This window comes from Phytoactinopolyspora endophytica, assembly GCF_004138495.1.
Lineage (GTDB): Bacteria > Actinomycetota > Actinomycetes > Jiangellales > Jiangellaceae > Phytoactinopolyspora > Phytoactinopolyspora endophytica.
The window spans coordinates 4,744-24,681 of the sequence record NZ_ML142864.1; the positions used below are offsets into that span (position 1 = coordinate 4,744).

Genomic DNA, 19,938 nt, shown 5'->3' on the forward strand with positions numbered 1-19,938 from the left:
GATCGGCTCGCCGGGGCACATGCTTCTCGGTGTCGACCGTCTCGACTACACGAAGGGCATCGGGCACCGGCTGAAAGCGTTCGGTGAGCTCCTGGCCGGTGGGGATGTCACCCCCGATGAGGCCGTGCTGGTGCAGGTGGCCACGCCCAGCCGGGAGCGCGTCGAGGCGTACCAGACACTGCGAGACGACATCGAGCTGCAGGTGGGGCGGATGAACGGCGAGTACGGCCGGATCGGCCAGCCTGCCGTGCACTACCTGCACTCCTCATACGAGCGAGCGGATCTCGTCTCATTGCTGCGCGCTGCGGATGTGATGGTGGTCACGCCGTTGCGTGACGGCATGAACCTCGTCGCCAAGGAGTATGTGGCAGCTCGCACCGACTTACGGGGAGCGCTGGTACTGTCCGAGTTCGCCGGCGCTGCCGACGAACTCGGTGACGGTGCATTCCTGGTCAACCCGCACGACATCGACGGCCTGAAACGGACCCTGCTCGCTGCGATGCGTATCGATGACGCCGAGGCGGAAGAGCGGATGAAGCTGCTCCGTGATCACGTTCTCAACAACGACATCACCAGGTGGGCCGAGGACTTCCTCTCCACCCTCCGCGCCACCTGATCAGTCCCCAACCCTTACTCGCGGTCGACCTCCGTGTAGGCCAGCCATGCCTGGGTGTCCGCCGCGTCCAGCGGCTCGCTGGCGGGGGCGGCAGGCTGCTCTGTGTTCTCGATCGCGGCCAACCGAGCCTCCGCCTCCTCGACTCGCACAAGCTCCTGTGAAGCGAGCGCGATAAGGCTGCGCAGGCCGACTGCGCCGAACCTGTCCCGGACGATCTGGACGGCATCGACCACCATGGGGTCGGCTTCGGGGTTGGGTTCGGAACCCTGCATCGTTCACCCTCTCGACTGTCATTGTGACTCGCCGCTTCACCGTAGCTTGTCGAGATGTCGACCTCGCGACAGCATCCGTGTGGCGAGAGACGTGTGAGGGCTATCACATACCTCAAAATTATGACAAAACGGACGAAGAATCTAGCGAATCAAGATCCCTCGTGTCGGCTACGGCAGGCCGCCGTGACAGCATGACGTGGCATCGAGCAAGATGAGCAGCGTACATGGGCCGTGTGGGGCGGAGTTTCAGGTGGCTGGTCCGGTGCACTACCGCACGCAGCTCAAGCTCCCTAGGGTGGTCGTTTGTTCCCTCGCAGATTCGCCTTGGTGCGCCACGTCGACTACACCGGGATATCCGGCGTGGGTGTCGTCGCGTACGGGGTGGTATTCGCTGACGGGCACGTGGCCTTGCGATGGTGCTCTGACTACCCTGCAACGAGCCTCTGGGCGTCGATCGACGATCTGATAGCCGTCCACGGCCATGGGGACGGGACGAGCGTGCAATGGATCGACTCCGCTTCGGATCGGTTGCAGGACGCGTGGGACTCACTCGACACGCCACGCGGTCGGCGGCGGCGTAAAGCGGAACCGACGGTCGACGTGCCGACCCAGCCACGCGGTCCTGCAGAACCGCAGCCAGAAGCCACCGAGGAGCACACCCCGGCTGAGCCGCCGACCCACGAAGCGGACGTGGAGAACACGCCTCCCGAGCCGCCACCACCACCCGAACCACCATCGACGGGACGGCCTGCCGAGCCGCCGGTACTCACGCCCCAGTCCGCACGGGCCGCCGAGCACGCGGCGCCGGCCGATGACCGTACCCGGACGTCACAAGCGGCCGACGCCGAACCTGCGCCCGCCGCGGACCGGATGGCATCGGACGACCCGATGGTGCCCGCTCCCCGGCGAGGCGGAGGCCGGCATCGGCGGGCGGTGCCGGCAGAGGAGTCCGCGGCGCCGCGGTGATCGCTGCCCGGGGTCAGAGTCCCGGACGCTCTAGGGAGCGTCGTCGGCGAGGTTCGACCCCGCGCGCGCCGGCTGTAGGTCGACGCGGAACTGATATCGATCGCCCCGGTACACCGAGCGGACGAACTCGACGACCTGGCCGTCCCGAGCACGCGAGACCCGCTCGAACAGGAACGCGGGAGAATGGACGGGTACCTCGAGGATCTCGGCCTCTCGGTCATCGGTGACGGTGACCTCGATCGTCTGGACGCCACCGGCGAGGATGATCCCGTGGCGCTCCGCGAGCAACTCGTAGAACGACGCGTGATCCAGGGCCTGGCCGTCCAGCCCGGGCGCCACGCGGCCGGGAACGTGCAGTGTCTCCACCGCCATCGGAGCATCGTCGGCGAGCCGCAGGCGCACGACGCGCAGAACCGGCTCGCCGCTGGTGATCTCCAGTCGTTTGGCGAGCTTGGGGCTGGCGGCGAGTTCCCCCGCGTCCAGTGTCCGGCTGGAAGGGACCACGCCGCGTTGCCGCATGTCCTCGGAGAACGACGTGACGGCCAGGCCCTGAGCGATCTTCGGTCCGGCGACGAACGTGCCCGCGCCGTGCTTACGCTTCAGCCGCCCTTCCCGGATCACCTCTTCGATCGCGCGGCGCAGGGTCATCCGCGCCACACCGAACTGCGGCGCGAGCGCCCGTTCCGGCGGCAATGCCTCGCCCACCTCCATCTCGGCGATGAGGTCGAGGATCTGATCTCGAATCGAGAGGTATTTCGCTGCCACGCCAACCCTCCGAGTCAGCCGTTAGATCATGCAATTCTCGCAGGTCACCTCGAGCCTGCCGTTCGCTGCCGGTTGATGGCGTGGCGGATGGAGCGTCAGTCCGCGGCCGTTGTCCGCATTTTGCCAGACGCCGGGTCTAGACGTCGTGCCTTGCGTCGTCCAGACTGTGGGCACTGTTGGTCTAGGCCAATTTCGGGAGGCCCCTGATGGCTCGACTGCTCAACGTACGCCGGTTCGCGGTATTGGGCGCGGCCGTAGCCGGACTCCTCACCGCCACGGTAGCCGTCCCTTCGTCGGCTGCCATCGACGCCGACCCGCCTCAGGAGTGGCGAAGCTACTGGGTGGACGCCTTCAACCCGGGCATCTACAACGCCGAGGAAGTGGAACAGCTGGTCGACGATGCGCTGGCAGTCAACGCGAACGCGCTGATCGTGCAGACAGCCCGCCGCTATGACTGCTTCTGCAACCGGGCGCTGTACCCGCGCACCGATGCCGCCGTCGACCCGGCGCCGTACGATCCGCTGGACGAGATCATCGAGCAGGCACACGCGGCCGGCCTGGAGGTCCACGCCTGGGTCAACGTCAACACGATGTGGAACTCCACCACGCCGCCCAGCTCGGCCGACCACGTCTTCAACCAGCACGGCCCGGATGCCGAAGGTGACGAGCGCTGGCTGAACAAGAAAGAGGACGGCACTGAGCTACAGGGCGCCAACGCCTACATCGACCCCGGACACCCCGACGCCGTCGACTACATCGTCGAGGCGGTTCAAAGCATTGTCGACGAGTACGACGTCGACGGCATCAACCTGGACTACGTCCGTTACCCGGACTTCAGCTCCTCCACGACGCACAGCGACTGGGGATACAACGACGTCTCCGTGGCGCGGTTCCAGGAGGCGACCGGGCGGAGCGAGGTCCCGGAGGCGTCCGACCAGGAATGGAGCGACTGGCGCCGGGACCAGATGACGAACCTGGTGCGCAAGATCTATCTCGGTATGTGGGAGGTGGACCCGGGCGCCCGGCTGTCGATGGACGCCATCACGTACGGATTCGGGCCGCAGAGCGTCGGCGGGTGGGAGAGCACCCGAACCTATGCCGAGGTCCTGCAGGATTGGAAGGGCTGGCAGGACGAGGGGATCATGGACACCGTCGTCGCCATGAACTACAAGCGCGAATGGATGCCCGACCAGGCGCAGATGTTCGACGAGTGGAACGAGGTGCTGGCGGACTGGCAGGGAGACCGCCAGTCGGTCTCCGGGCCGGCCCTGTACCTCAACGAGATCGAGGACAGCGTCCAGCAGGTGCAGGACGTGTTCACGCCGACGGAGGCCGGCAACACCGTCGTGGGATGGAGCGGCTACTCCTACGCCAACGCGAGCATGACCGCCGCCGCCAGCTCCGATCCGGCGGTGAAGGACGCCGAGCGAGATGCACTTGCGGAGGCGCTCACGGTGGGAGAGGACGCGCCGTTCGCGGAGCCCGCCGCCGTCCCGTCGATGCCCTGGAAAGACGATCCGTCCGACGGCCACATCACCGGTGAGCTGGTGACCCGCGACGGCCGGTCCCTGGACGGGGCGGAGGTCACGTTGCAGCCGCTGACCGGGGGCGGGGAGTCACACACGCGTGCGAGCGACGGCTCCGGCTGGTTCGGATTCGCCCACGTGCCGTCCGGCCGTTACCTGGTGCGGATCGAGCTGCCGGCCGGCGTCGTCGGTAAGCCTGTGACGTATGTCGAGGTCACCGACGGTGAGATCGAGACGGCGGACCTGTCGCCGCTCGTCCGGCTGCGCTGACTCGGGGAAGGACCGCGGCAGGGGTGGCGGTGTAGGGTGAGGGACGCTTGGTGAACTTGTAGCTTGCAGGGAGGTGGGGACGTGCCGCAGGGGCACGCCACGAGCCGGCCGCGCCGCACGGCGTGGCGGCTCCCCACCGCTCTCCTCTCCGGGCTCTTCATGATCGTCACGGTCGGGCTGCCGTCGTTGGCGTCCACGGCTCAGTCCCGTGAGCTGTCCATCGAGGCGAAGCATGAGGCGGCCAGCGGCGTAGCGATAGAGGCTGTGGACCAGTCTCCGGATGTCGTCGCCGCCGCACCGTTCGGCACCGAGCTAGGGCTGGCCCCACCTCCACCGGCTCGCGCCGTCGTCGATCCACTCGCCGGTCACGGCATTCGAGTCCGCGGCAACGCCGCCGACGCGGACCTGCCACGTGAGTCGGGCGACTCGGCACATCCCGACCGTGCACCTCCGGTGACAGGACAGCAGTAGACGTCCTTGAGTTCACCAACCGCCCGGTCGGTTTCCGCGTGTGCCCGTGCACCGTGAGACGCCGCACCGGCCGACGCCATCCGGAGTCTCCCCGTGGATCGCACGAACGCCCTCTACCTGACCATCGCGGTCGTCGCCCTGTGCGCGGCGACGTACGCCCTGTTCCGCCGGCGCGCGGCGGCGCGCGGCGACCGTAGTGTCACCGAGCCGGCCAGGATCGTCCGCGCTGCCGTCGCGTTCGTCCTGCTCGGTGCCTCCGCCTACACCACCATGACGGTCTCGCCCAACCTGGGACTCGACCTGGAGGGCGGCGCGCAGATCACCCTCCAGGCGCAGGACGCACCTAACGCCGAAGCCAACTCGGAGAACACCGACCGTGCGGTGGAGGTGCTACGTCGGCGAGTGGACGCCCTCGGCGTCGCGGAGCCGTCGCTCTCCCGCTCGGGCGAGAACCGGATCATCGTCGAGCTTCCAGGCGTGGAGGATCCCACCGAGGCTGCGGAAGCTCTCGGACGTACCGCGCAGCTGACCATCCACCCGGTGCTCGGCTACGGCCCCGCAGAGGATGAGGGAACGGACGGCTCCGGCGACGAGGGCTCCACTGAGGGGGAAGACTCGGAAGAGGGAGATTCGGAAGAAGGTTCCGGCGAGGAAGGTTCTGAGGAAGACGGCTCCGCGGAGGAAGGTTCCGAGGAGGGTTCCTTCGACCCGTCGGCCGAGGAGAGCGTCATCGAGGACGAGCGCGGCGGTGCGATCACTCTGGGCCCGTTCGCGATGACCGGCGAGGAGATCTCCGACGCCATCGGACAGTACGACGCCCAGCTGGCCAGCGGCTGGTATGTCGATGTCGCGTTCACCGGGGGCGGCGCCGACGACTGGGCCGATCTGACCGGGGCCGCAGCGTGCTTCCCTCAGAACGATCCGCAGCGGCGCATCGCCATCGTCCTGGATGAGGAGGTCATCTCTTCGCCCCAAGTCCAGGACGCCGTCTGTGACGTCGGACAACGCGGTGGGACCACGAGGATCACCGGAGACTTCGACGAGGAATCGGCGAAAGAACTGGGTGCGCTGATCGAGGGCGGGGCGCTGCCGCTCCCCGTCGAGGTGATCGAGCAGCGCGTGGTCGGGCCGACGCTGGGTGATGCGGCCATCGAGGCCAGTGCCTTGGCGGCCATGATCGGTCTCGCGCTCACCACCGTGTTCATCGTCGTGACGTACCGCATGGTGGGGCTGATGGCGGTCGGAGCGCTGGTCGGCTATGCCGCCATGGCCTACGCCGCCCTCAGCGCGCTCGGCGCGACGCTGACACTGCCCGGACTCGCCGGTTTCGTGCTGGCCATCGGTATGGCAGTCGACGCGAACGTACTGATCTTCGAGCGGGCGCGGGAGGACTATGTCGACGGCGAGATGAAGAGCCTGCGCAACGCCGTGCCCAGTGGGTTCAAGAAGGCGATCTCGGCGATCGCGGACTCGAACGTCACCACCCTGCTGGCCGCCGCGTTGCTGTTCTTCCTCGCGTCCGGGCCGGTGCGAGGATTCGGCGTCACCCTGACCATCGGTGTTCTCGCTTCGCTTCTCTCCGCCCTGGTGCTCAGCCGGGCGCTGGCGGAGTGGCTGGTCCGGCAGCGGTGGATCCGGACTCATCCGGCCGCCAGCGGTCTGGCGAAGCACGGCCGGGTCCGGCTGTGGCTGCGGCGGCGGAGCCCGGACCTCATGCGGTACGGACGCCGGATGCTGGGCGCGTCGCTGATCGCCGTCATCCTGGCGGGGGCGGGCATCGCCGTCCGCGGCCTCGAATTCGGCATCGAGTTCACAGGCGGCCGATTGGTCGAGGTCGCACCGGACGAGCAGGTTGACATCGGCGACGCTCGCGAGGCCGTCGCCGACGTGGGCTTCCCTACGGCCATCGTCAACGAGTCGGGATCGGCCGGTGAAGACGCGATCTCGGTGCGGACCGTCGAGATGAGCGATACCGAGGCGCGGGAGGTCATCGACGCCATCAGCGAACTCGGTGGCGGCGGGCAGATGATCAGGGACGAGCTCATCGGCCCGAGCCTCGGTGATGAGCTGCAGCGGAATGCGCTCATCGCGTTGGCGGTGGCGCTCGCCGCCCAGATGACGTATCTGGCCATCCGCTTCCGGTGGACGTTCGGTGCCGGCGCCGTCGTAGCCCTGTTCCAGAACGTGGTCGTCACGGTGGGACTCTTCGCTTGGTTGGGCAAGCCGATCGATGGCATGTTCCTCGCGGCGATCCTGACCATCATCGGTTACACGGTCAATGACTCGGTGGTGGTCTTCGACCGGATCCGTGAGACGTGGGCCCGTCGGTCAGAGCAGGACTTCGGCCAGGTGGCCAACACGGCCGTGCTGAACACGCTGCCACGTTCGGTCAACACCGGCATGAGCACGCTGTTCCCGCTGATCGCGCTCTACTTCCTCGGCGGGGACTCGCTGTCCGACTTCGCCTTCGCTCTGATCATCGGCATCCTCATCGGAACCTACTCGTCGAACTTCACATCGACACCGCTGGCTGTGGAGCTCGAGTCGTGGAAGCCGGCTCCGCCTCCGGAAGAGAAGCCGAAGGAGACCAAGGGCAGCCGCGAGGACCCGAACTACGGCGCCGTCGTCTGAGCCCGCCTCGGCCCCCAAACCCGCCGGCGGGGTTGGGGGGGCCGTTCCCGTGGAGTGGTGGATGGGGCCGCGGTGTTCAGCCGACGGTGACACGGTTGATGTCGAAGGTGTCCTCGACCCAGGGGAACACCCAGAAGAACAGCGCCGCGACGATCCCGAGGATCAGGACGAGGTAGATGAAGAGCCGGACCGGCCATGGGCCAGGGAGGTGCCGCCATACCCACGCGTACATGTCGTGTTTATCGCTCCTCGGAGCTGATCAGGATGCCCGTTGCGTACATGCGATGCGATGACCCCCAGCGTGGCCAGCAGGTGGTCAGCGTCAGCAGGGACTCGCTCGGCTCGGCGCTCGAGGGCTCGCCCGGCACCGGATCCGCGACCCAGCTGTCCTGGATCTCGATCTTGTTCCCGTCGCTGTCGCCGTCCGGGGCGTCGTAGAGCTGGTACTGGTAGATCCCCGTGGCTGTCTCGACCTCGATGATGTCGCCCTCTTGCAGCTCGGGGAACCTGGCGAACGGCTCGCCGTGACCTGAGCGGTGTCCGGCCACTGCGAAGTTGCCCAGCTCGCCGGGGTCAGCGCTGTCGAGGTAGTGGCCGGGGCCGTTCTTGAGGTCCTCGTCCTCGACGCCCTGGACGATGATCTTCTCCCAGTTCTCACCGAATCGTGGGATGCGGAGGATCCCGTAGGCGTCACCTAGCTCGAGTCCTTCGTAGGCCGCTTGGGGTTCGTCCTCATCGGTGTCCAGGTCGACCTCGTCAAGCTGTAGTTCGAACTGATTGCGAAGATCGTTCTGTGCCGCCGCTGTTTGAATCCCCGTGCCCCATAGGGTGTACACGACGAAGAGCAGTACCAGGACGCCACCCGTCAGCATGAGCTCACCAAGCGCGCCGGCCATCACGGCCATGGGGCTGCGCTTGACGGCGGTGGGTCTGCGCTTGGGGGCCCTGCGGCGGCCACGCCGCGCCTTCCGATGCATGGCTAGAGCTTAACGTGCTTACCACGATGACGCCTGACATCGCCCGCCGGTGCAAGTACCCATATAGAAGGTGCATTCCACATCAAATATTGATATTTCGGACACGACGGAGGTGGCATTCTCAGCATCCGGTCACGGGGTGATCATCGCGACACTGCCAGCTCGGCGCATCGCATCCACGCGACGGCGTGCAGCGCTTACGATGGCGGTGACGGAGATGTGAATGGAAGGCGAACACGTGATGAGTGGCCGGGACGGACTGGTGTGCGCGTGAGCCCGTCGGAGCGGTGTGACGTCGTGGTCGTGGGGTCTGGACCGAATGGCCTCGCCGCGGCGGTCATCATGGCGCGCGCAGGGCTTGACGTCCGCGTGCGCGAGGCTCAGCCTACGCTCGGCGGCGGAGCCCGCACCCTTGATCTCGGCCTGGCGCCTGGCCTGATCCACGATGTCTGCTCCGCGGTGCATCCGCTTGCGGCCGCGTCGCCGTTCTTCCGTGCCTTCGACCTGCGCGCGCGTGGTGTCGATCTGCGGTACTCCGATGTGTCGTATGCACAGCCTCTCGACGGCGGCCGCGCGGGCATCGCGTATCGGGACATCGACCGCACGGTCGACGAGCTCGGGGTGGACGGGCCGGCGTGGCGGCGACTGCTCGGGCCGCTTGTCTCGCACGTCCCCGGTGTCGTCGACGCCGCCCTTTCGGACCGCCGGACGTTGCCACGCGATCCCTTGTCCGCCGCCCAGCTCGGCCTGGCAGTCCTGGAACAGGGGACCCGGCTGTGGGACCGTCGCTGGAAGGAAGACCGGGCGCCAGCTCTGCTCACCGGCGTGGGGGCGCATGCGATTTCCACGCTGCCCAGCCTTCCGGTAGCGGGGACCGCAGTCATGCTGGCCGCGCTGGCCCACACCCCGGGATGGGCGCTGCCTGTGGGCGGCAGCCAGGCGATCATCGACGCCATGGTCGATGACCTCAAAGCACACGGTGGCATGGTGACGACGAGCTCCGAGGTGACCTCGTTCGACGAGCTCCCTGACGCCCGCGCCTATCTGTTCGACACGACGCCCCGGGCGCTGATGCGGATCATGGGTGACCGGCTGCCCGGTCGCTATCGGCGCGCGCTGGAGAGGTACCGCTACGGCGACGCGGTCTGCAAGGTGGACTTCGTGCTCTCGGGTCCGGTTCCCTGGAGCCATCCGGAGGTGGGGCGCGCGAGCACGGTGCATGTCTGCGGGGATCGCGCCGACATGGTGCGTGCCGAGGCTGCGGTGGCCGCCGGGCGGCACGCGGATCAGCCGCTGATCCTCGTCTCGGACCCGGTGCTGACGGACCCGGCGCGCGAGGTGAACGGATTGCGTCCGCTCTGGACATACACGCACGCGCCGGCCGGATCGACGGTCGACCTCGGTGCCGCTGTCCAGGCGCAGATCGAGCGGTTCGCTCCCGGGTTCGGCGACGTCGTGGTGGCGCGCCGAGCCATTCCCGCGGCTGAGATGGCGCATCACAACGCGAACTACATCGGCGGCGACTTCGCGGCCGGCGCGCTGACCACCTGGCAGCTGCTCGCCCGCCCGGCGTTGCGGTGGGATCCGTGGGCGACGCCCGTGCCGGGTGTGTATCTGTGCTCGTCGGCGACCCCTCCGGCACCCGGGGTGCACGGTATGAGCGGGGTGCACGCGGCGAGGCGTGCCCTGGCCAAGCGGTTCGGCATCCGCCGGCTGCCGTCGCTGGCGCCGCAGGAGTAGCCGGTGTATCGAGGCCGTGAGGCCGGTACTGTTCGACGGTCCGTGCCGCTGAGGGTGTTGACGTACCTTGCGGTCGTCGTGGGCATCGGTGCGGTGGGTGCGGTGGTGGTGGCGATGACGCGCGACGGTGAGGCGGACACCCCGCTGAACGTCGAGGCGGTCGGGATCACCACCGGCGGCGAGCGGGTGCCGCTCGACGAGGGCTCCGGCGACGAGTTCGTGCCTGGTACGCGTGTGCTTGCCGACGCCGCCGACGCAGAGACACTCGCACAAGAGCAGCGGGGCTGGATCGAGGCCGCGGACGTGCCCGACCTCGGGCCCGAGTACGCCGACCTGATCGAGACGGCGTTGCTGGACCTGAACACACTGACCTTCGACAACGGCGCCGCTCCGGCCGGCCTGTCCCCGGGCTGGCGGCACGTGTGGCCACGGGATGCGGCCATGGTGGCGGCCGCCCTGGCGAGTGTGGGTCACACCGTCGATGCGACCGGGGTGCTGCTCTACCTACAGGACGTGCAGGGCGACGACGGCCTCTTCCACGCGCGGTATCTCAATGACGGTTCCGGGGGCGTACCCGACGACCGTGGCATACAACTCGACGGCACGGGGTGGATGCTGTGGGCCGCCGGGCGGGTCGCAGCGGAGACTCCCGAGCCCGAACGGGGAGACTTCCTGGAGGCTGTGCGGCCGCTGGTGGATTCCTCCACCGATGCGATCCTGCGGCTGATCGACAACGAGGACTCGTTGCCGCCGCCCTCGTCGGACTTCTGGGAGCTGGAGGAGGGCGAGCTGACGCTCGGTACGGCTGCTCCGCTGCTGGCCGGGCTGGAGTCGGCGACCGAGATCTACGCGTCGCTCGGAGAGCAGCCCACCGCCGGGCGTGCCGCCGACGGCGCAGAGCGGCTGAGCGACTCGATTCACAAGACGTTCGGGCCCGGCGGCTACCCACGCTATCCGGGTGGATCGGAGCCGGACGCGTCGATCGCGTTCTTGCTGCCTCCGATGTCTTCCACCGCCGAACCCGCCGTGCTCGACGCGTGGAGTGACGCCGTGCAGGAGATGGAGCGCCCCGCGGGTGGTATCGCCCCGGGTGCCGGCTGGCGCGAGGACGGGGTCAGCTGGACACCACACACGGCCATGTACGGCCTCACGATGGCCGCCGCCGGTGACGATGAGACGGCCCTGGAGACACTGGCATGGCTGGACGAGCACCGGACATCCCGGGGCACGCTGCCGGAGAAGGTCCTCGCCGATGGCACACCCGCCCAGCTCGCCCCGCTCTCCTGGACCGCCGCCGTCGTCGTGCTCACGGCGGTCGAGCTCACCGAATGACCTGACGGCGCTGCTGCGTGGGTTACCCGCGGAAGGTGTGCTGCCCGGGGCCGACCTCCACCGGATCCCGCCCGGGCAGCTCGACGACGCCCGTGGTGCCGGTGGGTAGCTGGACGGTGAAGTGCAGAGCGTCCTCCTCGAACCACCAGTGTGCGCTAATCGTGCCGTAGGCCGATGCGTAACGCCCTCGAGCGAACCGGAGACCGCCACCGGGCCGCGGTGCGAAACGGACGCGACGGTAGCCGGGCTCGAGCGGTGCGATTCCCGCGATCCTGCGGTGCATCCAGTCCGCCACGGCCCCGAGCGCGTAGTGGTTGAACGAGGTCATGTCTCCCGGATTGACCGTTCCGTCCGGCATCATGCTGTCCCACCGCTCCCAGATGGTGGTGCCGCCCTGGCGGACCATGTAAAGCCACGACGGGCAACCCTCTTCGAGCAGCAGCTCATACGCGGTGTCCAGGTACCCGGTTGAGGTCAGCGCGTCCGATACCACGGGGGTGCCGGCGAATCCGGTCGCGATACGGTGGCCGGCCTCGCGGACCAGTTCGGACAGCCGGGCACCGGCCGCCGCCCGAGCGTCGCCCTCGACGAGGTCGAAGACGATCGCCAGCGCATAGGCCGTTGGTGCATCGCTGCTCAGCAGCCCGTCGGCACCGACGTACTCGGCCGCGAACGCTGCCTTCACCTCGTCGGCGATCGCCGCATACCGGGCGGCGTCCTCGTTCTTGCCGAGAACTGCCGCCGTGCGAGCCAGGTGACGAGCCGACCATGCCAGATACGCGGTGGCCACTAGGTACTTGTCGGTGCGGGCGGCGGACGGGTCGTCCGGCGGGGCAGCTGGGTCGAGCCAGTCGCCCAGCTGGAAGCCGGTGTTCCATAGCCGGTCCGCGCCGGCGATGTTCACCACCAGGTCAACCCAGGCTTTGGCGCTGTCGTACTGACGCTCGAGCACGCCGGCGTCACCGAACCGGTCGTAGAGAACCCACGGCGTCAGCACGGCGGCGTCCCCCCACACCGCGCCCGGCCGGGCCGGAGTCCAGTGTGGGCCGCCCGGGATGGTCGGCACGAACCAGGGAACCGTGCCGTCGTCGAGCTGTTCATTTGCCAGGTCGGTCAGCCAGGAGGTGAGCATGCCGGCACAGTCGTAGAGGAACGAAGCGGTAGGTGCGAAGACCTGGATGTCTCCGGTCCAGCCGAGTCGCTCGTCGCGCTGCGGGCAGTCCGTCGGGATGTCGACGAAGTTGCCGCGCATGCTCCACACGATGTTCTCGTGGAGCCTGTTCAGCAGCGGATCCGAGCACTCGAACCAGCCGGTCCGCTCCATGTCCGTGTGGTAGACGCGAGCGACGGCATCCTGCTGGCCGACCTCGCCGAGCCAGCCCTCGATCTCGGCGTAGCGGAACCCGTGCAACGTGAAGCGCGGCTCCCATGTCCTGGGACCGGATCCGTCGAGGACGATCGTGTCCACTGAGGGAGCGAGCCGCAGCGGCCGGGTGTACAGGCGGCCGTCCTGCAGTACCTCGGCATGCCGCACGGTGATGGTGTGCCCGGCTGGTCCATCGACGCCGATCCGCAGCCTGCCGACCATGTTCTGGCCGAAGTCGAGCAGGAGCGTCCCGCTCTCGGTGACCCTCGTCTCGATCGGCCGGACCTCTTCCGTGCACCGAACCGAGGGCTGTTCCGGAGCGACCAGTGTGGCCGGGTCCCGCTTGTTCTGGACCACGGGTGACCAGGCGGCGTCGTCGAACCCGGGTTCCGACCATCCGTGCTGCTCGTCGCGGGCGTCGTAGGTCTCGCCGTCGTACAGCCCGCTGAGCTGGATCGGTCCCATGCACGCCCGCCAGCTCTCGTCGGTGGCAATGACCTGGCGGGTGCCGTCGGCCAGCGTGACCTCCAGCTGGGCCAGGAGTGAGAGGTCGAAGCCGTACAGGTCGCGGTAGCCGCCGTTGAAGCCCAAGCGTCCGCGGTACCAGCCATCGCCGAGCCATGCTCCCAGGGCGTTCTCTCCGGTCCGCAGCAACTGTGTGACGTCGTACGTGTAGTAACGCAGCCGCCGGTGGTACGTGGTCCAGCCCGGAGCCAGGACGTCGTCGCCCACCCGCTGACCGTTGAGCTCGGCCTCGAAGACGCCGTGCGCGGTCACGTACAGCCGCGCTCGCACCGTGTCCGCCGGCAGTGTGAACTCGCGGCGCACCAGGTACGGACGACGATCGGTGTCCGGCGTCTCCGGCCAGCTCGCGCCGACGGGCAACGCCGACCAGTCCGCGGCGTCCAGCAGGCCGGCCTCAGCGGTCGACCATGCGCTCCACGGCGAGGCAGTGCCGTCCGTACCGAATACACGGACACGAGCATCGGCGACCTCCCGGGAGGCGAGCGGCTCACCCGGCCACGGGACGAGCACCTGCTCCGGCGACTCCATGTAGCCGGACGACTCGACTCGACGCGACGGTCCGGCGCTGCCGGCCGGCTCGAACCGATCCTTCAGGCCGACGTTCCCGGTGCGCCGTAACTCGATCTCGTATCCGGCTTGCCGCCACCCGGGAGCTGCAGTGACCTGCCACGACAGCCGCGGAGCGGGTGTACCTATGCCAAGGGCCTCCTTCAGATGCTCGAATCGGATGCCACGACTGATGGTTGGTCCGTCTACCACTGTCACCCTTTCACGGCTCCTGCCGTCAGACCCTTTTGCACTTGTTTGTTGAGTACGAGATAGAGCACGAGCATCCCGAAGACGTTCAGGCATATCGCCGCGAAGAGCGGCCCGTACTGTGTGGTCCCGAACTGGCCGCTGAAGTTCAGCAAGCCCACCTGCAGCGTCCGCAACTCGCCCGAGTTGGTGAACGTCAGGGCGATGAGCAGGTCGTTCCAGAAAAAGAAGAACTGCACGAGCCCGACGGTGAAGATCGCGTTGCGCATCATCGGCAGAGCGATCAGGAAGAACGCACGCACCAGGCCCGCGCCGTCGAGCGTGGAGGCCTCGAAGACCTCCCGGGGCACCGCCCGGAAGTAGGTCGCCATCAGGAACACCGTGAGCGGAAGGCCGGTGGCGGTGTAGGTGATGACGAGGGGCCACAGGGTTCCGGTCAGCCCGGTCTGGAAGTAGATGGTGAACAGTGGCAGCAGAATCATCTGCATCGGGACCATGATCCCGGCCAGGAAGATCAGCAGGACGCCTGCGCGGCCCTTCCAGACCAGCACCTCCAGGGCGAAGCCCGCCGCCGTGCCGAGAAGCATCATGAGGAACAGCGACGGGCCGACCGTGAGAATGCTGTTGAGCACGTACTGGGAGAAGTTTCCGGTGGTCCAGGCGTCCACGTAGTTGTCGAAGCTGAACTGCGAGGGCAGCGAGAACACCGACTCCTCGAGGAACTCCGTCTCCGTCTTGAACGAGCCGAGCAGCAGCCACACCAGTGGGTAGGTCACGATCACGAGCAGGAGCGCGACCAGTAGGTGAGCCGGCAACCGGCGCAGTCGGCGGCCCAGGCGGGACGAGCGCGGAGTGACCGGCGGGCCCTGTCGTCCGCTCCGGGCCGGGGACGTGATGAGATCTGTCGAGGTCATCCCGGTCATCCCTTCGTCAGGTCTCGGCGCGACGCGCGGAAGATCACCACAGTGACCATGAGGCAGATGATGGTCAGCAGCAGCGCTACCGAGCTGCCGTAGCCGTACTCGCCGTAGGTGAACGAGGTCTGGAACATGTAGATGGTCAGCGGGCTGGTCGACGTGCCCGGCCCGCCGTTGGTCAGCGCGAGGATGCTGTCGAAGACCTTGAGGGTCCCGTTGATGCTGAAGATGATCGCCGAGACCAGCACCGGCAGGGACAGTGGCAGGACGATGTGGCGGAGCATCTTCCAGCCGCCGGAGCCGTCGATGCGGGCCGACTCCAGCACGTCCTCCGGGATCTCCACCAGCCCGGCGAAGAGCAGGACGCCGTAGAACCCCATCGAACGCCAGATGTCCATGATCGCGATCACGATGAACGCCGTGCCGCCGTCACCGAACCAGTCGACCGAGTCGACGCCGAATACGTTGATCAGCGAGTTGACGACGCCGTTCTGCGGCGCGACGGAGAAGAGCTGCTGGAACAGCAGGGCGACCGCCACGGTCGGAAGGACGATGGGGAAGAACACCAGGGTCCGTATCAGGCTGGAGTATCGCCGCAGGACGAACACATAGAGCAGCGCCAGCCCGTATCCGAGGAGTACCTGGCCGATGGTGATCACCAGCGCGTAGCGCAGGGTGAACAAGAGCGCGTCGTGCACCTTGGAGTCGCTCAGCAGGTCTGCGAAGTTGGCGAGACCGACGTAGCGGAAGCCGGTGACGGCGTTGCCCTCGAACATGATGTATCCGAGCGACCAGAACACCGGAACCAGCATGACCAGCGAGTAGACGAGAAGCGCCGGCCCGACGAGTATGGCGATCGACTTCTTGTCGCCGAGTACCTGTTCCATCTGCCTTCCTCTGTGTGGCGTGCTGCTGGTTCGGCGTGGCCCGTGCCGGGCGCGCGCCGCCCTTCCGGTCTGGCTCAGCCGAGATCGTCCTGGACCATGCCCATGAACTCTTCGGCCGAGATGCTGCCGGTCACCAAGGGGGCTGCGTTCCGCTGGCTGGTGTTGGTCGCCTCCGTGTTGAACAGCGCCTCGAACCACAACACGGCCTCGTCGGTGGCGCTCACCTGGTCCTGCACTTCCTGGGTGAGTTGCCCGACGTCGTCGACGGGATTGTTGACGGTGAATCCGGAGACCCGGTTGTACTCCTCGAGCGCGGCGCTGCCGTAGTTCTCTGCGATGCAGGACAGCCAGTCCGCGGTGGCGTCGCCGTAGGCCTCAGCGTTCATCGTCACCGGCAGGCCAACGTTGGCTGCGAGCTGGCTGCGGTCGCCGGCACCGCCCTCGACGTCCGGGAACGGCATGAAGCCGATGTTGTCGACGCCGATGTCGTTGCGCTCGTCGTCGTTGAAGTCGCTCAGAGCCCAGCTGCCCATGTAGTACATCGCCGCGTTGCCGCTGATGAACTCGTTGGTGGACGTATCCATGTCGATCGAGCCCACACCCTGTCCGAAGAATTCGGCGGAACCCAGGTCGGCCACGGCCTGAGCGGCTTCGACGTACTCGGGGTCGGTGAGCGACGCCTCGCCGTCGGCGACCCGCTGCAGGGCGTCGGGGCCGATGCTGCGGAAGAGATAGTTGCCGATGAGCCGGGTGATGGGCCAGCCTTGGTCGCCGCTGGCGGAGAACGGTGTGATGCCGGCGTCGGCGAAGGCCTGCGCCGCGGCGACGAGGTCGTCCCAGGTCTCGGGGACGGTGACCCCGTGCTCGTCGAACATCGCGGTGTTGTACCAGATGCCCTCGATGTTGTACTCGAACGGCAGTACGTTGAAGCCGCCGTAGAGCGCCTCGATGGTGGAGATCGCCGCAGGCTCGACGTTGTCGATGACGTCCAGTTCGGTGAGTGCCTCCTGGAAGTCGAGCACGTGGCCGGACTCGGCGAGCGTCTTCGTCAGGTCGGGTGCGTTCCCGGCGGCGTACAGAGTGGGAAGCCCACCCTGGCCGGCGAGTAGTTGCAGCTGCTGGTCGAGGTTGGTCTGCGGGACGGTCTCCACGGAGAGCGGTGCCGCGTCGTTCTGGTCGGCGCAGGCGTTCTCGGAGAGGGTGGTGAGCGTGCCGGGAATCTCGTTGTTCTCGACGTTCATCAGCAGGCTCAGGTCCGAGGCGCCGTCGCCGCCGGCGCCACTGCCTCCGCTGTCATCACCCCCGCCGCCGCAGGATGCGATGGTCACCATGGTCAGTCCGACGACAGCGGTCACGGCGCTGCGGTGGGTCATGCGGGAAGATCTCATCATTCCTCCTTGAACGTGACGCACGACAAGTTATTGAAGCGCTTCAAAAGTAGACTGATGTGCGTCCCATCGCAAGCCCCGGATCTTAGGTATGGTTCTGACACCATGTCGACGAACACCCCATCGCGACGCTCAGAAGGCGAATCACTCCCCTCGCCGAGCAAGCGTCGAGCGCCCGTCATGACCGACGTGGCGCGCCGCGCGGGCGTGTCGCTCGGCACGGTATCCAACGTGATCAACAACCCCGGCGTCGTGTCGGAACGCACCCTCCAGCGGGTGCAGGATGCGATCGACGAGTTGGGCTTCGTGCCTAACCAAGTCGCCCGGTCACTTGCGGTCGGGCGGGCGAACACGATCGGCTTCGTGATCGTCGACCTCGCCAATTCGTACTTCGTCGACATCGCGCGCGGGGTCGAAGAGCTGGCGGATGAGTCCGGCGTGCGGCTCCTGCTGGCCAACAGCGACGTCGACCTGGCGAAGCAGGACAGCTACCTGGAGCTGTTCGAGGAGTCCCGCGTCTCAGGCATCCTGCTGGCCCCGCTCGATGCGCCGCTGACCCGCGCCGATCAGGTCCGGCAGCGCGACATGCCGGTCGTCCACGTCAACTGGCCCGGTGTCGAGAGCGAGAGTTGCGGCGTCGTCGTCGACGAGGAGTTCGGCGGATACACCGCCACACGGCATCTGATCGAGCTCGGCCGGCGCCGGCTGCTGTTCGCGGGCGGACCGCTGTCGCTCTCGGCCGTGGCGTCCCGGCTGACCGGAGCCCGCCGCGCGATCGAAGAGGAGAAAGGCCGGGTCGTACTTGAGATGCAGGAGACCGACCGCCTGACCGTTGCCGCCGGCCTCGACGTGGGCCGTCGTATCGCGGCGCGGACAGCAGCGGAGCGTCCGGACGGGCTGGTCTCGGCGGCGGATGCGCTGGCCTCGGGTGCGATCCAGACCATGCTCTATTCGGGGATCGATGTTCCGGGCGACATCGCGGTCATCGGATATGACAACAACCACTTCGCCGCGGACCATGTGATCCCGATCTCCACGATGGGTCAGCCGGGCGTCGACATGGGGCGTGCGGCGGCGAAGCTGTTGTTCGAGGAGATCACCAAGGTGCCGCACGCGCACCGCACTATCACCATGAGACCCGAGCTGATCCTCCGGGAGAGCACGACCGGCCGCGCCTGGGCAGAATAACGTCCTGCGGACCGTGGCCCAGAGTGCACGGTCCGTCGGCGACGCCGCCAGCGCCGGGTGCCAAGGCACACAGTGACCCGACACGCACAAATCGTGTGCGGGGTTGGGATGCCGCAGCGACCCAACCCCGCACAGGATCACGGGCTAAAATGTCGAGCTGTCCCTATTGAGATAGGTGATCACGGCCGTCTGACTGGTTGCGGTATCCGCCCTGAAACCGGATCAGCTTGGAGAGTTCGTCTACGGCGAGTGTGTGTTTTTCATTGAACTCGTTGGACGCCTCGTCGTTGGAGCCGTCTTCGGAGTCCTCGGGTGCTCGCCCTGTCTCCAGCGTGACGTCGAGGCCGGAGACGGGAGTGAACATGACTCCGCCTTTGGCCAGTTCGCCACCGTCAGCTTCGCTGAGATCATTGTAGCCCGGCATCCCGCCACATTCGCCCAGGCCGGAGCCGCATGCGTCATCGTATAGCCGGGCGACCTGCCAGAGCGCCACGTCCACCGTGAGACCGCCCTCAGTGGCGTAGCGGGCGGCGATGGTTCCAGTCTGCCATTGCTCGTCGATATAGGCGGTGGCACCGGTCTCTGGATCGTAGGCAGCGCCGTCGGGCGCGTCGTCCGGGGCCATCGGTGTCAGGGCGCCGAGATCCAGCGCCATTTCCAGTGCGGCACGCATGTCCGGCCAGGCTTCGAGCGTTCCCACCAGGTCGAATCCAGCCATGAGTTCAGCAGTGTCGTGTTGATTGCCCACGGCGAACACAGCATCAGCGATCGCAGCGGCCTGCTCCTCGGACAGAATCCCGTGAGGGGATTCACCAGCGTCGCTGTTATCGTTCCATTCCACGATGACTGATGTCGCATCGTCCTCGACGATGGTCACGTCTCGATAGTCTGTGCTTCCGGTCTTCATAATTCTCCAGCGGCCGTCCTCGTCTTGGCCTTCTTCGCAGCTTTCGGCATCTTGCCAAGCATTCGACGGTGGGTCGCTGCACGGCTGGAACTGATCGAGGTCCGGCCGCGCCGGCGCCAGCGAGACGTCCATCACGACTGTACGGTCCGCATCGTCACCACGCTGGAGCTCGAGACTGACGCTGGGATACCCGAGGTTTTCGAAGCTGATGCCGTACTGTTCGTTGATCTGAACATCATCGGCTAAGGCGTCCCTCACGGCTTCCCCCATTTCGCGCTGGAGAGCGGTCGCGGAGCCCGATGGCCCATCGGGCGACGTCGTGGCCGGCTGTGTGGAGTTGCCGCCGTCGTCGTTGGTCAATGAGAGTGGCGACGCCGGTACAGCCAGCGTCGCTGCGACCAGCGCGGCCGCCCCGACGCCGATCCCGCCGGTCCGGCG

Annotated in this window: 17 protein-coding genes; 8 read left to right on the top strand and 9 right to left on the bottom strand. The window is 67.3% G+C overall.

Annotation, left to right across the window (positions count from 1 at the left end):
• Positions 1-616: alpha,alpha-trehalose-phosphate synthase (UDP-forming) (locus ELR45_RS41465; protein WP_240760130.1), on the top strand; the 616-nt coding region annotated here is incomplete at its 5' end.
• 14 nt (positions 617-630) lie between these two features.
• Here ELR45_RS41465 and ELR45_RS25220 read toward each other — a convergent pair.
• Positions 631-888, bottom strand: a complete 258-nt coding sequence (locus ELR45_RS25220) for a hypothetical protein (protein ID WP_129668814.1) — start codon at positions 886-888, stop codon at positions 631-633.
• Between the two features lie 303 nt (positions 889-1,191).
• On the opposite strand from ELR45_RS25220, the gene ELR45_RS39040 reads away from it, so the two are divergent.
• A complete protein-coding gene (locus tag ELR45_RS39040) occupies positions 1,192-1,854 on the top strand; it encodes a hypothetical protein (protein ID WP_205857235.1) in 663 nt (220 codons plus the stop codon).
• A 30-nt stretch (positions 1,855-1,884) separates the two neighbouring features.
• Here the strand turns inward: ELR45_RS39040 and ELR45_RS25230 are convergent, their stop codons facing one another.
• Positions 1,885-2,619 carry a GntR family transcriptional regulator gene (locus tag ELR45_RS25230; protein ID WP_205857236.1) on the bottom strand — a complete coding sequence of 245 codons (735 nt, stop codon included), beginning with the start codon at positions 2,617-2,619 and terminating at the stop codon, positions 1,885-1,887.
• Positions 2,620-2,825: 206 nt separating this feature from the next.
• Between ELR45_RS25230 and ELR45_RS25235 the strand changes: the two genes are divergently transcribed.
• The 3 genes from ELR45_RS25235 to secD all read left to right on the top strand — a co-directional run bounded on the left by ELR45_RS25235 (position 2,826) and on the right by secD (position 7,517).
• Positions 2,826-4,415 carry a family 10 glycosylhydrolase gene (locus tag ELR45_RS25235; protein ID WP_129668815.1) on the top strand — a complete coding sequence of 530 codons (1,590 nt, stop codon included), beginning with the start codon at positions 2,826-2,828 and terminating at the stop codon, positions 4,413-4,415.
• 81 nt (positions 4,416-4,496) lie between these two features.
• Positions 4,497-4,886: a hypothetical protein gene (locus tag ELR45_RS25240; protein ID WP_129668816.1), complete on the top strand. Its 390-nt coding sequence runs from the start codon at positions 4,497-4,499 to the stop codon at positions 4,884-4,886.
• Positions 4,887-5,156: 270 nt separating this feature from the next.
• Positions 5,157-7,517: a protein translocase subunit SecD gene (secD, locus tag ELR45_RS25245; RefSeq protein ID WP_129668934.1), complete on the top strand. Its 2,361-nt coding sequence runs from the start codon at positions 5,157-5,159 to the stop codon at positions 7,515-7,517.
• Between the two features lie 76 nt (positions 7,518-7,593).
• On the opposite strand, the gene ELR45_RS35785 is transcribed toward secD, so the two are convergent.
• Complete coding sequence (locus ELR45_RS35785) at positions 7,594-7,749, bottom strand: hypothetical protein (protein ID WP_165368089.1); 156 nt, start codon at positions 7,747-7,749, stop codon at positions 7,594-7,596.
• 7 nt (positions 7,750-7,756) lie between these two features.
• Complete coding sequence (locus ELR45_RS25250) at positions 7,757-8,494, bottom strand: class E sortase (RefSeq protein ID WP_129668817.1); 738 nt, start codon at positions 8,492-8,494, stop codon at positions 7,757-7,759.
• A gap of 303 nt (positions 8,495-8,797) precedes the next feature.
• On the opposite strand from ELR45_RS25250, the gene ELR45_RS25255 reads away from it, so the two are divergent.
• Together ELR45_RS25255 and ELR45_RS25260 are read left to right on the top strand one after the other, a co-directional pair.
• Positions 8,798-10,234 (top strand): phytoene desaturase family protein, encoded by a 1,437-nt coding sequence (locus tag ELR45_RS25255; RefSeq protein WP_240760131.1) that lies wholly within the window; start codon positions 8,798-8,800, stop codon positions 10,232-10,234.
• Between the two features lie 42 nt (positions 10,235-10,276).
• Complete coding sequence (locus ELR45_RS25260) at positions 10,277-11,566, top strand: glycoside hydrolase family 15 protein (protein ID WP_205857238.1); 1,290 nt, start codon at positions 10,277-10,279, stop codon at positions 11,564-11,566.
• 22 nt (positions 11,567-11,588) lie between these two features.
• On the opposite strand, the gene ELR45_RS25265 is transcribed toward ELR45_RS25260, so the two are convergent.
• The 4 genes from ELR45_RS25265 to ELR45_RS25280 all read right to left on the bottom strand — a co-directional run bounded on the left by ELR45_RS25265 (position 11,589) and on the right by ELR45_RS25280 (position 17,405).
• Positions 11,589-14,222 (bottom strand): alpha-L-rhamnosidase, encoded by a 2,634-nt coding sequence (locus tag ELR45_RS25265; protein ID WP_205857239.1) that lies wholly within the window; start codon positions 14,220-14,222, stop codon positions 11,589-11,591.
• A complete protein-coding gene (locus tag ELR45_RS25270; protein WP_129668821.1) occupies positions 14,219-15,127 on the bottom strand; it encodes a carbohydrate ABC transporter permease in 909 nt (302 codons plus the stop codon). The genes ELR45_RS25265 and ELR45_RS25270 overlap by 4 nt, the downstream gene beginning before the upstream one ends.
• 5 nt (positions 15,128-15,132) lie before the next feature.
• On the bottom strand, positions 15,133-16,017 hold the full coding sequence (locus ELR45_RS25275; protein WP_129668822.1) for a carbohydrate ABC transporter permease: 885 nt from the start codon (positions 16,015-16,017) through the stop codon (positions 15,133-15,135).
• 74 nt (positions 16,018-16,091) lie between these two features.
• On the bottom strand, positions 16,092-17,405 hold the full coding sequence (locus ELR45_RS25280) for an ABC transporter substrate-binding protein (protein WP_129668823.1): 1,314 nt from the start codon (positions 17,403-17,405) through the stop codon (positions 16,092-16,094).
• Positions 17,406-17,585: 180 nt separating this feature from the next.
• Here ELR45_RS25280 and ELR45_RS25285 point away from each other — a divergent pair, with 180 nt between their 5' ends.
• Complete coding sequence (locus ELR45_RS25285) at positions 17,586-18,593, top strand: LacI family DNA-binding transcriptional regulator (RefSeq protein ID WP_205857240.1); 1,008 nt, start codon at positions 17,586-17,588, stop codon at positions 18,591-18,593.
• Between the two features lie 163 nt (positions 18,594-18,756).
• Here the strand turns inward: ELR45_RS25285 and ELR45_RS25290 are convergent, their stop codons facing one another.
• Complete coding sequence (locus ELR45_RS25290) at positions 18,757-19,860, bottom strand: hypothetical protein (protein WP_129668825.1); 1,104 nt, start codon at positions 19,858-19,860, stop codon at positions 18,757-18,759.
• Between the last annotated feature and the right edge of the window lie 78 nt (positions 19,861-19,938).

What these genes read in the sequence shown, in the direction of transcription:
- ELR45_RS35785 (WP_165368089.1), bottom strand. Translation starts at nt 7,749, where the DNA reads ATGTACGCGTGGGTATGGCGGCACCTCCCTGGCCCATGGCCGGTCCGG.
- ELR45_RS25220 (WP_129668814.1), bottom strand. Translation starts at nt 888, where the DNA reads ATGCAGGGTTCCGAACCCAACCCCGAAGCCGACCCCATGGTGGTCGAT.
- ELR45_RS25235 (WP_129668815.1), top strand. Translation starts at nt 2,826, where the DNA reads ATGGCTCGACTGCTCAACGTACGCCGGTTCGCGGTATTGGGCGCGGCC.
- ELR45_RS25280 (WP_129668823.1), bottom strand. Translation starts at nt 17,405, where the DNA reads ATGAGATCTTCCCGCATGACCCACCGCAGCGCCGTGACCGCTGTCGTC.
- ELR45_RS25270 (WP_129668821.1), bottom strand. Translation starts at nt 15,127, where the DNA reads ATGACCTCGACAGATCTCATCACGTCCCCGGCCCGGAGCGGACGACAG.
- secD (WP_129668934.1), top strand. Translation starts at nt 5,157, where the DNA reads ATGACGGTCTCGCCCAACCTGGGACTCGACCTGGAGGGCGGCGCGCAG.
- ELR45_RS25285 (WP_205857240.1), top strand. Translation starts at nt 17,586, where the DNA reads ATGACCGACGTGGCGCGCCGCGCGGGCGTGTCGCTCGGCACGGTATCC.
- ELR45_RS25250 (WP_129668817.1), bottom strand. Translation starts at nt 8,494, where the DNA reads ATGCATCGGAAGGCGCGGCGTGGCCGCCGCAGGGCCCCCAAGCGCAGA.
- ELR45_RS25275 (WP_129668822.1), bottom strand. Translation starts at nt 16,017, where the DNA reads ATGGAACAGGTACTCGGCGACAAGAAGTCGATCGCCATACTCGTCGGG.